The organism is Cupriavidus sp. FW306-1B-F12B, assembly GCF_058781795.1.
The window spans coordinates 119,743-131,973 of the sequence record NZ_JBYSXC010000011.1 but is presented as its reverse complement, the minus strand read 5'-3'; the positions used below and the strand labels follow the sequence as shown (position 1 = coordinate 131,973).

The window sequence follows — 12,231 nt, the reverse complement described above, 5'->3', positions numbered from 1 at the left end:
TACGGAGAAGTTGATGGAAGAACAGAAGCTGCAATCGGACATGGGCTGGAGCACGGCCGATCGCATCACGGTGCGCGGCCTGGATCTGTGCCAGGACGTGCTGGGCAAGATCGCGCTCGGTGACTTTGCCTTTCTCGAAGTCACCGGCAGAAGGCCGAGCGCGGCCGAGTCGACCGTGTTCAACGCCATTCTCGCGGTGCTGGTCGAGCACGGCATGACGCCCTCCGCCATGGTGGCCCGCCTGACCTATCTTGGAGCGCCGGAATCGATGCAGGCCGCCATTGCTGCCGGCCTGTGCGGCATGGGCACGACCTTCGCCGGCACCGCCGAAGGTGCGGCCCGGCTGCTGCAGCAGGTCCGTCCCGTCGGCTCGGCGAGCAGCTATGACGTGGCGGAGACGGCCGCGCGCATCGTGCAGGAGCATCGGCAGCAACGCCTGCCGGTGCCAGGCATCGGCCACCCCGTACACAAGCCGGTCGACCCGCGCGCCGTCGCGCTCTTTGCCATCGCCGAGGAAAACGGTCTGGCCGGGCCCTACGTCGCCCTGATGAAGGCGATCTCGGCTGAAGCCGAGCGCGCCTTCGGCAAGCCAGGCAAATTGCCGGTGAACGCCACCGGGGCGATTGGCGCCATCGCTTCCGAGCTTGGCCTGTCCTGGAAGCTGTGTCGCGGCCTGGCCGTGGTGAGCCGCGCCGTCGGCCTGCTCGGCCATCTGGCCGAGGAAATCGAACACCCGATCGCCAATGCGTTGTGGGTGCGCACCGAGGAAGAGACTTCGTCGCACCTCGTTCCGAAGGAGTCGCAATGAAAGTCCTGCAGAGAATCCGCGTCATCGAGATCGGCCGCTTCATCACCGCGCCGCTTGCCGCCCAGTTGCTGGGCGAGCTCGGGGCCGAGGTGATCAAGATCGAGTCGCCCAAGGTGGTCGACCCGTTCCGCACCTTCGATGGCGGCATGTACGCCGGCCATTTCCAGTCGCACAACCGCAACAAGCGTTCGCTGGTGCTCGACTTCACCACGCCTGAGGGCCGGCAGGTGCTGCAGGAGCTGCTGCTGGACGCGGATGTGCTGCTGCTGAACATGCGCCCCGGCAGCGAAAGCAAGCTGGGCCTGGACGCCGGACACCTGCACCGGCTCAATCCCCGGCTCGTGCATTGCTCGATCACGGGCTTCGGCGCCGACGGGCCCTACGCGCACCGCCCCGCCTTCGACAACGTCGGCCAGGCGCTGTCCGGCTGGATGTCGATGTTCCATCGCGGCACCGATTCACGCGTGCCCGGCCCGCCGGTATCGGACACCATCTCCGGCATCTATGCCTGCATCGGTATCCTTGGCGCGCTGGTCGAGCGCGCCAGCACCGGACGCGGCAGGAAGGTCGAGGTCTCGATGCTGGAGGCGATGATCGCGCTTGCCACGGAACCGCTCGGACAGTTGTCGGCCTATGGCAGCGCGCCGGAATTCTTCAGCCGCGCCTCGAAGTCGCAGTCCTACCTGGTCACGTGCAAATGCGGACGCCGCATCGGGCTGCACTTGTCATCGCCGGACAAGTTCTGGCAGAACCTGCTCGCCGCCATCGAGCGGCCGGATCTGGCGCAGGCGTATCCCGACCGCCAAAGCCGCGTACACGGCTATGACGCCATCGCCGCCGAGCTGAGCGCAGTCTTTGCCAGCGCCGACCGCGACACCTGGATGGCACGCCTGGAACAACACGACGTACCGGCGGCGCCGGAACTGCGGCTCGACGAGCTGGAAAGCGATGCCCAGGTACGCCATCTCGACATCTTCTATCAGCTCGTCCATCCCGACTACGGACCGGTCCGCGCCGCCAACCGCGCCATCCGCTACGACGGGGACAACGCCAGCGGCTTCCGCGCCCCGCCGGCGTTCGGTGAGCACTCAATCGAAATCCTGCGCGAGGCTGGCATTGCCGAGGCCCGCATCGAGCAGCTTCTCGCCTCGCATGCGGTGGTCGACCATCACAGGTCCGGGAGCGGCGACGGCCCATGATCGATCTCGACAAAATCGACCTCAGGATCCTGGCCGAGCTGCAGCGCGACGCCAGCCTCACCAATGTGGAACTGGCCGCGCGCGTCAATCTCTCGCCGTCGCCGTGCCTTGCCCGTGTGCGCCTGCTGAAGCAGTCGGGACTGATCAGCAGGCACGTCACGCTGCTGGATCCCCGCAAGCTTGGCCTCAACGTCAACGTGTTCATCCAGATCACGCTGGAAAAGCAGACCCGCGCCGGTCTGGAATCGTTCGAACGCGAGGTCTCGGCACTGCCACAGGTCATGGAGTGCTATCTGATGAGCGGCGATTCCGATTACCTGATCCGGGTGATGGTTTCCGAGGTGCAGGCACTGGAGCACTTCATCGTCGACAAGCTGACGCGGCTCGATGGCGTGGCCAGCATCCGGTCGAGTTTCGCGCTCAAGCAGGTGAAGTACCAGACCGCGCTGCCATTGCCGGAGCCCATCGCACAAAGGTAGGGACTGCAGCGGCAATCGCCTGCCCCCTCACACATGCACCACAGTGCAGCACATCGTGCCGCCCGAGCCCGGCACCGCGGAATTTTCGCCGGTGCACCCGGTGCATTCGGCCCCGGAACGACACATCATGCTTCGCCCCCATCCGTAGAATGGCCGAAATAAGTGTTTGAAAACACATCCGATGACAAAGCGGCAGGAGACACCATGCGCTACCCGAAGAGTTGCCTCGGCCTGTTAGGAATCAGCGCCGCGATTCTCGCCGGCGTGCCCGCCCAGGCCGCCGCCGATGCATACCCCACCCGCCCCATACGGCTGGTGGTTCCGTTCGTGCCGGGTGGCGTCACCGACGCCACCGCGCGGCTGGTAGCGGACCAATTGGGGCAATCCCTGGGCCAGTCCGTGATCGTCGACAACCGGCCCGGTGCGTCCGGCAATATCGGCGCGGAAGCGGTGGCCAGGTCGAACGCCGACGGCTACACCCTGTTGCTCGGCTTCGACGGCGCGCTCGTGACCGGCACGCACATCACGAAACCGCGCTTCAATGTGCTGACCGACTTTGCACCCATCACCAAGGTCGGTGACGCCACCCTGATCTTCGTGACGAGCCCTTCGGTGCCGGCCAGGGACTTCAAGGACCTGGTCGCCTACGCCGCCACCAGGAAGAGCGCCGGCTTGTCATACGGCAGCTCCGGCACCGGCACCACTTGCCATCTTGCCGGCGAACTCCTCAAGGAGCAGGCCGGCATCAACCTGCAGCACATTGCGTACAAGGGCGGCTCACAGGCGCTGACGGATGTGCTTGGCGGCTCCCTCCCCGTCCTGTGCACCGCCGTCGCCAGCGTGTCCCAGTATGTGAAGAGCGGCCAGGTCCGCGCTATCGCCGTCACTGGTGGCCGCCGTATCGCCTCGCTTCCCGAAGTGCCGACACTGATGGAATCCGGGGTCAGCAACTTCAGCGTCGATTCCTGGGTCGGCATCCTCGCGCCGGCCGGCACCCCAGCCGCAGTGGTCACGCGCTTGCAGCGGGAGATCAGGAAGGTGCTTGAGCAGCCGGAAACCAGGGCCAGGATGCTCGAGCTCGGCATCACCCCGGTCGGCAACACCCCGGATGAATTCGGCAAGCAGATCCGCCTGGACTACGCACGATACGGCGAGGTGGTGAAAAAGGCCGGCATCACGCTCAACTAAGCAGGCGCGGCCAAGAGGGACGGCACTGTACGTCATGCGGCCGCGCGCATTCCTTTGACTTCACACTCTTCTCTCATCATGTTTTCCACCAGCGATCTTTCCGACGAACACCCCGGCACAACCTCTGTCTGCCAGCTGCAGTTCCGCAGCTTCGGCTTGCGCGAGCATTTTTCCGGCCCCTGTGCGACCTTGCGAGTGCAAGAGGATCACCGGCCCGTCTTGCGCCGGCTTTCGGCGCCCGGCGCCGGCCGTGTCCTGGTGGTGGATGTGGGCGGCTCCCTGCGCATCGGCGTCTTTGGCGACCGGCTGGCCGGACTGGCGGCAAGCAATGGCTGGGCCGGACTGGTCATTCATGGCGTGATTCGCGACAGCAAGACCGTCAATGCGATCGACATCGGCGTCAAGGCGCTGGGCACGACCGCCTTGCGCAATGCGGCCGAGCAGCCCGGCGCCGAGGATGACGTCCCGCTGGCCTTCGGCGGCGTCACGTTCACGCCGGGTCAATGGGTGTACTGCGACGCGGATGCCGTGCTAATCAGCCCGGAGGCGATCCGGGCAACGGAGCCGCAAGCCTACTGATCCCTTGGGCTGATGCGGGTGTCGATTCGGTGATCGTAAGCAAGGGAAATTGAATCAACTGGCCTGTGTGATTGACTGGACCAAAAGGAGTAGGGATGGCTGAGAGGCACCCGGCGCAGATTCTGCACGGCGATTTCGGGCGTGCGACGATCAACACGACTGAGCAAGCGATTGTCGAGCACGCACATCGTGAATTCAACGTCATCTTCAAGCTCAGCGGCGCGGATACGACGTTACAGTTGGAATCCACCGCGCTGGAGGTGAACGATAGCTCCGTGGTCTTGCTCAATCCATGGGTGGTGCACGCGAAGCATCCCAGCGATCGCGGCCCGACCACAATTCTGTCGCTCTTCCTGAACCCATCCTGGTTGGCGAACGAGTTCGAGGATGCTGCGCCGCACCTGGACCATCTGTTCCCCAATCCACAAGCACCGCTTGTCGACGAGCTGCGGGCAAAAGTGAACCTGCTTGTGGCCGCGATCTCAACGCGGTCGCTGGAGTCGCCAGGGCTATGCGAGGAGCGCCTGAAGGCGCTCGTGGGTACTGTCGTGCGGCAGTATGGGAAGCTCGATGCGGATGGCAGGACGCTAAGGAACACGCGTCCGACCGATCACCGGATCAGGAAGGCGATAGCCTATATCCACGAACATGCGACGGAGAATCCGAAGGTCAGCGAAATTACCCGATCCGCAGGTATTTCCCGTTCACATTTCTTTGCGCAGTTCAGCCGTTGCGTCGGTGTCTCGCCTCGGCACTACATCGACAGCCTGCGTCTGGGCTTTGCAACGCGCTGGCTTGCCACCACGGACAGGCCGCTGATCGACCTGGCCGACGAACTCGGCTTTGGTACCCATAGCAACTTTACGCGCTTCTTCACCAGGCACATGGCGTTGTCACCGAGCGAGTTCCGCCGACGCGCGACCAACCTTGCTTTCCTGGAACGGCAGTAAGGGCAACCAAGACAGTGGAGATGGGCGGGAAGAGGCGACGGCGGGCACAAAGAAGAAGTGCCGCCGCTGCCCGTAGCTAAACGCGTCTCTTTCCGCTCATCGGCTTGAAGGCGGCCCGCGTGTTGATCCGCGCGTACCACGCTTCCAAGGCAGGAAAGTCAGCGCAGTTCGGCTCCATGATCTTCCAGATGTTGTAGCTAATGGCCATGGCGATGTCGGCTATGGTGAAAGTATCGCCGGCGGTATAGCCGCGCTGCCCAAGCGCGCTATCCAGCAAGCGGAGCAGCGGAATGATTCCCGACCGTGCAGCTTCGATCTCCTCCGGGGAGGGCATCGTGCTTCTCGGCTTGATGACAAGTACGACAAGGGAGCGAATCGCAGGCCACAGATGCGCGCATTGCCAGTCCATCCATTGATCGATGGACGCGCGAACCCGCAAATCGTCGGAGGTCAGTCGCTTGTCAGGGTCCCTGGCGGCCAGATATCGAAGGATCGCGTGGGATTCCCACAAGGCAAAGCCATCGTCCTCTATCGTTGGCACGCGGCCATTCGGATTCCTGGCCAGGTAATCGGGAGAGTCCGTTCCTCCGAACGGTCCCCCGACCTCCTTCAGGACATAGCGGGCCCCGAGCTCCTCGCAGGCCCAGATGACCTTCTGCACGTTGGGTGAGCCCAGGTGCCCCCAGATTGTCAGCATGAATGCTTCCTTATCGGCTGGAGTTCGACCTCAGATCGCTGTCGCTGCGACAACGGATCCACCAATCGATGCGATGGCTTTGGTCAGCATCTCTTCTTCGATCTCGGCTGCGCCACCGCTGGTCCCCATGGCCCCGATCAGCTTCCCATCCATCCAGACCGGCAGTGAACCGATGGCAGGAAGCAACGGTGCCCCATAGCCCAACGACGAGATATTGCCCCACACCATGGGATGGTCGACATAACGCTGGCGCAGCGCCCTGCCCGACTGCCCGCCGGTTGCCACGCAAGCGAAAGCCTTTCCGCGCGCGACTTCCATGGTGATAAAGGGGGCACCATCCATCCGCGCGGCAGCAACAAGATGCCCGGCGCTGTCGACAATCACAAAGCTCAGCGCGGTGCCATGTTCTTCCGCGAGCCGCACTGCCGCATCAAGCGCCTGCCTGGCTTGCTTGTAGCTGATCAGGGCGAGGCTATTGGCGTTCGAACTTTCCGTAGACATTGGCATTTCCATTGTTTCGAGGTGACAAATTCTTCTCACTGCTTGATTGCAGCGCGGAAGGTTGAGGTTCGGCTCAGGAGGAAGACCAGAACGGCGGCCAGTAAGCCTGGCAGGGCGATAGCCGAATAGATGCTGGCCGTGGACCACTGGAATCCAAGCAGCAGCCCGACGCAAACCGGACCAAGCACCGCTCCCGTCTTCCCGAAACCCAGGGACCAGCCCACACCCGTGGCACGGACGCGTTCCGGATAGAGGCTTGCCGACAGCGCCAGCAAACAACCGCCCGCCGCGGAGGAAAAGAAACCCGCAAGGCTTGCCGCGACTGCAACCACGGCAAAACTGTGCGCGAAGGTGCCCAGTATCACCAGCGATGCGGCCGCGGCGATCAGCGCCAGCATCAGCGCCCGTTGCGGAGGAACGTATCTGAGCCCGGCGCCAATCAGGAATGTTCCGGCGACACCGCCCGCATTCAGCAATCCAAGCATCATCGCGGCCATGGGTATGGTCCAGCCGGCCCGTTGCAGCAATGACGGGGTCCAGACACCGACGACGACGAGCAACATCCAGATCATCCAGGACGCAAGCCACAACCACAGCGTGGCAACGCCGCGCCCTTCGCCGAACAGCGCCCCGATCGGCGAAACGCGCAATCGGGGGGCGCCATGGTCGCTTGAACCGCGTCGAATCTCCCGAGACTCCGGCAGCAGGAAAACCAGGGCCGGCACGAGCAAAAGCGGCGCCCCACCGCCGAGGAAAAAGATCGCCTGCCACCCAAACTGGGAAAGCGTGACGGAACTCGTAAACGACCCCATCATTCCGCCAATCGGGACAGCTGCCCATAGCATCGTGACCACGCGGGCGCGTAGCGCAGGTGGAGTGAATTCCGATGCCAGGCTGATAAAGAGCGGCGTCACCCCGCCAAGTCCGAGCCCGGCCAGGATGCGAATCGCCACCAGTTCATGGTACGAACCCGCAAGTGCGGTCCCCAGCGAGCTGAAGGCAATAATCAACGTCCCCGCAACCAGCAACCGCTTCCGGCCAAAGCGGTCTCCCAATGCGCTGAAAATCATGGCGCCGATCAGGAACCCGATCTGCGACGCGCTGAAGACCGGACCAAAATCCTTGATATCAATACCGATCGAAGCCGCAATCGCATCGGCGGCGGGCCCGATGGCCTGAGTGTCGAAACCATCCAGAAAGGCCACCAGCCCGCACAGAATGTAGACGTGCCATTGCAGGCGCTGCATGCCGTCCGGCTCAAAAGGCACGACATCGGCTTGCGCAGCCTCCATGTCTTGTCGAAGGGAGACCATGATCACAAGCCCTCAGGACGGAGAAAGCGCGAAATCTGCGCCTGCCGCTCCGCGCTGAATATGCGCTTGGGCAACATGGCTTGAATGACCTTAGGTGACTGGAAGCGATAGTTGCCCTCGGTCTGGTTTGCGTATTGAGTCACCCGGAAACTACCGTCGATACTGCAAAGCGCATAAACATCGTGCCTGGAAAGGCCGGTTGCCGCGCTGATCCACCCGATCGTCTGGCGCAGGGCTGCTGTCAGCGCTTCCTCAAGGGTGGCGCCTGATCCGAGCGCGATCCAATGCGTCGGCGTTTCAGCCACCGGCGCGCTCAGCGCCACTCGCTTGTGCAGCACATATTGAATCCGCAGGTCTTCCATCGCAGACTCAATGCCAGTCTGGTTGACGACACCGTCTCCCTGCGCTGCATTCGAGTCCCCGGTCCACATTTTTGCGCCGGGCACCTGCACCGACACAAACAGCGACGTGCCCTCGACCAGAGCCGGAAGCGAAATGCTGCCCCCATATGCCCCGAGCAACAACGCACTCGTCGGCTTGTCGCCCGCCGGCTGAGCCGCGATCGTGCCTTGAGTCGGCGCCAGCGGTATGCGTACGCCGGGAGAGAATTCAGCAAATCGCCGCTCAGCGTCGAAGCGGAAATAGTGCAAGTACCCCTCCTGGAAATCTCCGGGCAACGCGCCCATGCCCTTGACAGCCGAGTTCCAGCCCCAGTCGATCGGACGCAAACGGATCATCCTGCACTCCACCACATCCCCCGGCACGGCACCTTTGATACTCACTGGCCCGATCATCGATTGAGGGCCCTGGGGATACCGCTTGCGAATCGCGTTGCGCTCGGCCAGGGGCATGCCGAATTTGGCTTCGTTGCCCCAATGCGTCCACGTGTTTGGGTAATGAACCACGTCGCCCGATTCGATCTCCAGCACCGGCTGCGCCGCGGGATCCATCTCGCCAAAGCGCACCGTCTCCGGCGTCGAGGGCAGCGTGTGAACTTTGCCATGCCGGTTCGGGTCAAAAACGCGCGTCCCGTCACGCCCCCCTTCGCTGGCCGGAGCCGCACGAGCCGTCGCGCCCAGGATCATCGAGGCCCCACCGATACCAGCCAGCTTCAGCAAGCCACGCCGGCTGCAATCAGCTCTGCCATCACCTGCGAACCGGCGATGTTCATCGTGAGCCGAGCCAACGGCGTCATCGAAATCATTCGCCCGGCCGGTGATGCTCTTCCCTGCAGTCATTTGCCTACCCCCAGTTCTGGTTTCCCGAATCCTGCCGATGTCGGCGGTCGATGAATACATTAATCGCGGGAGCGCGCCAGCCATTAACCGGTGCGTCGCTTCGCTTTTCAGATCGTCTGAATTTGACGCCTGCCGGCTTCAGCGTCCTGCTGCATCAAGTTGACCGTTACTCGAACCCCGTCTATCCCAGGCGCTGGTTTTCCTGGGCCGAGCGTTCTGTACCGAGCACCACGGCAGCGATCCAGGCCCGCTCCGTCCCGTGGTTCAACCAACGGTGGCGTACCCCGTTCTGAATCACGGTATCTCCCGCGTGCAACACCGTCGCGACACCACTGTCGAGCTCGAGCGTGATTGCTCCACTGAGGACGACGATGAAATCGATCGACGTGGTCGCATGCATGCCTGGCACGTCCGGATCCATCAGTTCCAGCAGGCCTGGAACCTCCCGCTCCATCTCCTCCCTGGCTTTCCCGATGTCGGCCGGGGGCTCGGCAGCCAAGACTTCGCTCATCGGAGGCACGCTGAAGACCGAGAAGTGATATCCGCCCGGCGGGGGAGAGAACTTCGGCGCCTGGGCCAACTCCCCTGCGTTGGGGACTGCAGGTGGCGTTTCCGCCCCGCACAGGGGCACCGTAGTGACGCCGCCCGCAAGCGCCAGCAAGAGCTCGGGCACTTCCACGTCGGAGGCGATCACCGCCTTTCCGTTCAGCAAACCTGTCACCACGCGCCGAATCTTCTTCATCGATCCATCTCCCGGATGTGATGTTTCTGCAAGTGAATGAATTGCATAGCGGGTCTGTCCCCTGGGAAGGGACTCGTTCTTGGTCGGCACAGGGGCGCACCCGCCATCTCGCAATTCAGGCCATGAGAGGCCACGGCAGTCTAGGGCGCGCCTGGCCGCGTTTACCCCTTGTTCAGGAAATTTTCGGACTGGAGGGAAAACCTGCGGGCTATCCGGTCATGTCGATCGGCCGATGGCCGCTTAGGCTGGGACCCCATACGAGGTGTGCAGGAACAGCGAGGAGACAAGAGTGAATCCGCCTATCTCATTTCGATTTCAACCCTGAAGAACCGGACCCGAACATGAAGATCATTGCTTATGCGGAAGGCAGCGCCACCGCGCTTGGTGTCGTCACCAGCCCGACGCATTTCGTCGCCGTTGCCGATATCGCACCGGAACTGCCCGCAAGCCTTATCGCGATCCTGGAACTGGAGCACGGACTTGCGCGCCTGCGCGAGGCGGCGCAAGGCGCACAGGGAGATCGCGCGCTGGCGTCGGTCAGGCTCAAACCGTTCCTCGACCGCCCGAATGCCATGTGGGCGCTTGCCCTGAACTTCAAGAGCCATGTTGCGGAGACGGGTCTTCAGACCAACGCCGACTACCCTCATCTCTTCCTGCGGATGCCAGCGTCCTACGTCGGCTCGGGCGAAGCGCTCGTCGCCCCGCCCGAATCCATCGCGCGCGCGTTCGACTACGAGGGTGAGCTGGCCGTGATCATCGGCAAGCCCGGACGCTACATCCCCGTGCAACGCGCGATGGAGCACGTGGCGGGATACACCTGCCTCAACGAAGGCTCTGTCCGCGAGTATCAGGTGCACAACCGTCAGTTCGGCCTCGGCAAGAACTTCGGAGCATCGGGATCGTACGGGCCGTGGCTGATGACCAGCGACGAGTTCGGCGATCCGGCAAAACACACGGTGCTGACCCGGATCAATGGTGTCGTGCGCCAACGCGCGCCGCTCGACGACATGCTGATTGACGTCGCCAGGGTGATCAGCTACCTGAGCCAGGGCTACAACCTGCGGCCTGGCGACCTGATTGCGATGGGTACGCCCGGCGCACTCAAACCGCAGCCGGACGACGTCGAAGGCCGGGATATGTCCCGTCAATACGGCCTGTTCAAGGTGCCCGGCCTTGTACACATGCGGCCGGGCGACCAGGTCGAGGTGGAGATCGACGGACTGGGGATCCTGCGCAACCCGGTAGTTCGTGACGAGTCTTTTCACGGTGGTACGCAGTAGCAGCGAGAAACAGGCACTAACGAGCGATACCCGGGTCCGCAAACGGCCACCTGATTCCCCACGATGCATGGAACCCGTTGCCCGAAGCGAACTCGGCGCTTCGGGGTCTGTGTGCGCTTCGCATTTATAACAAGAGAGAGAGAGAGAGGAGAAGATGTTGAAAGCAAGTCGTTGCATCAAGAGCCAGTTGACCATTGCATTGCTAGCCTGCCTGGGTGCCTCCGCCACAGCACATGCCAATGGCGGCGTCCGGCTCTACGGACTGATCGATAACTATGTCGGCAGCGTCAAGCCTAGCGGCGCGGCAGCAAGCACATGGCAGCTCGATAACGGCGGCGGGACCACCCCCTTCTGGGGCATGGGCGGAGAAGAGGATCTTGGCGGCGGCCTGAGCACCGTGTTTGCCATTGAGAGCTTCTTCCGCTCCGACACAGGCGAGGCCGGTCGAAACCCGACCGACTCCCTCTTTGCACGCAATGCCTATGTCGGCCTTTCTTCAAACAAGTTCGGTGAACTCAGGCTCGGCAGAAATTCCACGCCCATGCTCTATCTGACGGGGCAATTCAATCCCTTCGCCGGCTCAACGCGCTTCTCACCGCTCAATGTCCAGAACTGGATCCCCTCTTTCGGGCGGCTGATTCATGGAGATACCGGCTGGAGCAACTCGGCGCGCTACATCTCGCCAACCATGGCCGGCTTCAGCGTCCAGGTCATGTACGGGCTGGGCGAGGCGGCCAACAACAATGGCACCAACAATCTGGGCGGATTCATCCGATACCAGCGCGGCGCACTCGATGTGGCCGTTGGCGGCAATCACACCAAAGTGGGACCAGCCATCACGGCGCTCGAACCCAGCCAGAAACTACTGTTCGCCGGAGCTTCCTACGATTTCAAGGTGCTCAAGCTGTTCGGCACCTTCAACATGACCAAGAACGGCCGGTCCGAGCTGCGCACATATACCTATCAGGCCGGGATCTCGGCCCCGCTCGGACCCGGCCAGATCAACGCCAGCTACGTGTGGACGAAGAACGATCGCAGAACCCTGGATGACTTCAACCGTGCCACCGCGGGCATTGGCTATACCTACAACTTCTCCAAGCGCACCGACGTCTATGCCAACTATCTCTACGACAAACTGACTACCGCCGCCACCGGCAACACCTTTGGCGTCGGACTGCGCCACAAGTTCTGACCGCACGGCGGCGCAGCCTGCCGGCCGGGAAGCCTGCCGATCGTCGGCGCGGGCTTCCTGGCACC

At 62.9% G+C, this 12,231-nt stretch carries 13 protein-coding genes; 8 read left to right on the top strand and 5 right to left on the bottom strand.

All coding sequences use genetic code 11. From position 1 onward, the window contains the following. Positions 1 to 13 precede the first annotated feature (13 nt). From AC3WLE_RS19355 to AC3WLE_RS19330, 6 genes are all read left to right on the top strand, one after another. A complete protein-coding gene (locus AC3WLE_RS19355) occupies positions 14 to 808 on the top strand; it encodes a citryl-CoA lyase (protein WP_492321134.1) in 795 nt (264 codons plus the stop codon). Then, positions 805 to 2,007, top strand: a complete 1,203-nt coding sequence (locus AC3WLE_RS19350) for a CaiB/BaiF CoA transferase family protein (protein WP_492356565.1) — start codon at positions 805 to 807, stop codon at positions 2,005 to 2,007. The genes AC3WLE_RS19355 and AC3WLE_RS19350 overlap by 4 nt, the downstream gene beginning before the upstream one ends. Then, the gene (locus tag AC3WLE_RS19345; RefSeq protein ID WP_492321132.1) at positions 2,004 to 2,486 is read left to right on the top strand and encodes an Lrp/AsnC family transcriptional regulator; all 483 of its coding nucleotides are present in this window, start codon (positions 2,004 to 2,006) and stop codon (positions 2,484 to 2,486) included. The genes AC3WLE_RS19350 and AC3WLE_RS19345 overlap by 4 nt, the downstream gene beginning before the upstream one ends. Positions 2,487 to 2,690: 204 nt before the next feature. Further along, positions 2,691 to 3,674, top strand: coding sequence for a Bug family tripartite tricarboxylate transporter substrate binding protein (locus tag AC3WLE_RS19340; protein WP_492321131.1), 984 nt, complete (start codon positions 2,691 to 2,693; stop codon positions 3,672 to 3,674). Between the two features lie 78 nt (positions 3,675 to 3,752). Continuing rightward, positions 3,753 to 4,253 carry a ribonuclease E activity regulator RraA gene (gene rraA, locus AC3WLE_RS19335; RefSeq protein WP_492321130.1) on the top strand — a complete coding sequence of 167 codons (501 nt, stop codon included), beginning with the start codon at positions 3,753 to 3,755 and terminating at the stop codon, positions 4,251 to 4,253. Positions 4,254 to 4,348: 95 nt separating this feature from the next. Continuing rightward, complete coding sequence (locus AC3WLE_RS19330) at positions 4,349 to 5,203, top strand: helix-turn-helix domain-containing protein (RefSeq protein ID WP_492321129.1); 855 nt, start codon at positions 4,349 to 4,351, stop codon at positions 5,201 to 5,203. A 76-nt stretch (positions 5,204 to 5,279) separates the two neighbouring features. On the opposite strand, the gene AC3WLE_RS19325 is transcribed toward AC3WLE_RS19330, so the two are convergent. The 5 genes from AC3WLE_RS19325 to AC3WLE_RS19305 all read right to left on the bottom strand — a co-directional run bounded on the left by AC3WLE_RS19325 (position 5,280) and on the right by AC3WLE_RS19305 (position 9,694). Beyond that, positions 5,280 to 5,900, bottom strand: a complete 621-nt coding sequence (locus tag AC3WLE_RS19325; RefSeq protein WP_492321128.1) for a glutathione S-transferase family protein — start codon at positions 5,898 to 5,900, stop codon at positions 5,280 to 5,282. A gap of 30 nt (positions 5,901 to 5,930) precedes the next feature. After that, the gene (locus tag AC3WLE_RS19320) at positions 5,931 to 6,401 is read right to left on the bottom strand and encodes a GlcG/HbpS family heme-binding protein (protein ID WP_492321127.1); all 471 of its coding nucleotides are present in this window, start codon (positions 6,399 to 6,401) and stop codon (positions 5,931 to 5,933) included. Positions 6,402 to 6,436: 35 nt separating this feature from the next. Beyond that, positions 6,437 to 7,693, bottom strand: a complete 1,257-nt coding sequence (locus AC3WLE_RS19315; protein ID WP_492356566.1) for an MFS transporter — start codon at positions 7,691 to 7,693, stop codon at positions 6,437 to 6,439. Positions 7,694 to 7,716: 23 nt separating this feature from the next. Next, a complete protein-coding gene (locus AC3WLE_RS19310) occupies positions 7,717 to 8,952 on the bottom strand; it encodes an acetamidase/formamidase family protein (protein ID WP_492356567.1) in 1,236 nt (411 codons plus the stop codon). Between the two features lie 181 nt (positions 8,953 to 9,133). Then, positions 9,134 to 9,694: a cupin domain-containing protein gene (locus tag AC3WLE_RS19305; protein WP_492321125.1), complete on the bottom strand. Its 561-nt coding sequence runs from the start codon at positions 9,692 to 9,694 to the stop codon at positions 9,134 to 9,136. 341 nt (positions 9,695 to 10,035) lie between these two features. Here AC3WLE_RS19305 and AC3WLE_RS19300 point away from each other — a divergent pair, with 341 nt between their 5' ends. Together AC3WLE_RS19300 and AC3WLE_RS19295 are read left to right on the top strand one after the other, a co-directional pair. Next, positions 10,036 to 10,974, top strand: a complete 939-nt coding sequence (locus AC3WLE_RS19300) for a fumarylacetoacetate hydrolase family protein (protein ID WP_492356568.1) — start codon at positions 10,036 to 10,038, stop codon at positions 10,972 to 10,974. Between the two features lie 154 nt (positions 10,975 to 11,128). Beyond that, positions 11,129 to 12,166 carry a porin gene (locus AC3WLE_RS19295; RefSeq protein WP_492321123.1) on the top strand — a complete coding sequence of 346 codons (1,038 nt, stop codon included), beginning with the start codon at positions 11,129 to 11,131 and terminating at the stop codon, positions 12,164 to 12,166. Positions 12,167 to 12,231 lie beyond the last annotated feature (65 nt).

Coding starts and splice junctions, on each gene's coding strand:
- AC3WLE_RS19310 (WP_492356567.1), bottom strand. CDS start 8,952: ATGACTGCAGGGAAGAGCATCACCGGCCGGGCGAATGATTTCGATGAC.
- AC3WLE_RS19315 (WP_492356566.1), bottom strand. CDS start 7,693: ATGGAGGCTGCGCAAGCCGATGTCGTGCCTTTTGAGCCGGACGGCATG.
- AC3WLE_RS19340 (WP_492321131.1), top strand. CDS start 2,691: ATGCGCTACCCGAAGAGTTGCCTCGGCCTGTTAGGAATCAGCGCCGCG.
- AC3WLE_RS19305 (WP_492321125.1), bottom strand. CDS start 9,694: ATGAAGAAGATTCGGCGCGTGGTGACAGGTTTGCTGAACGGAAAGGCG.
- AC3WLE_RS19350 (WP_492356565.1), top strand. CDS start 805: ATGAAAGTCCTGCAGAGAATCCGCGTCATCGAGATCGGCCGCTTCATC.
- AC3WLE_RS19300 (WP_492356568.1), top strand. CDS start 10,036: ATGAAGATCATTGCTTATGCGGAAGGCAGCGCCACCGCGCTTGGTGTC.
- AC3WLE_RS19330 (WP_492321129.1), top strand. CDS start 4,349: ATGGCTGAGAGGCACCCGGCGCAGATTCTGCACGGCGATTTCGGGCGT.
- AC3WLE_RS19295 (WP_492321123.1), top strand. CDS start 11,129: ATGTTGAAAGCAAGTCGTTGCATCAAGAGCCAGTTGACCATTGCATTG.
- AC3WLE_RS19355 (WP_492321134.1), top strand. CDS start 14: ATGGAAGAACAGAAGCTGCAATCGGACATGGGCTGGAGCACGGCCGAT.
- AC3WLE_RS19325 (WP_492321128.1), bottom strand. CDS start 5,900: ATGCTGACAATCTGGGGGCACCTGGGCTCACCCAACGTGCAGAAGGTC.
- AC3WLE_RS19345 (WP_492321132.1), top strand. CDS start 2,004: ATGATCGATCTCGACAAAATCGACCTCAGGATCCTGGCCGAGCTGCAG.
- AC3WLE_RS19320 (WP_492321127.1), bottom strand. CDS start 6,401: ATGTCTACGGAAAGTTCGAACGCCAATAGCCTCGCCCTGATCAGCTAC.
- rraA (WP_492321130.1), top strand. CDS start 3,753: ATGTTTTCCACCAGCGATCTTTCCGACGAACACCCCGGCACAACCTCT.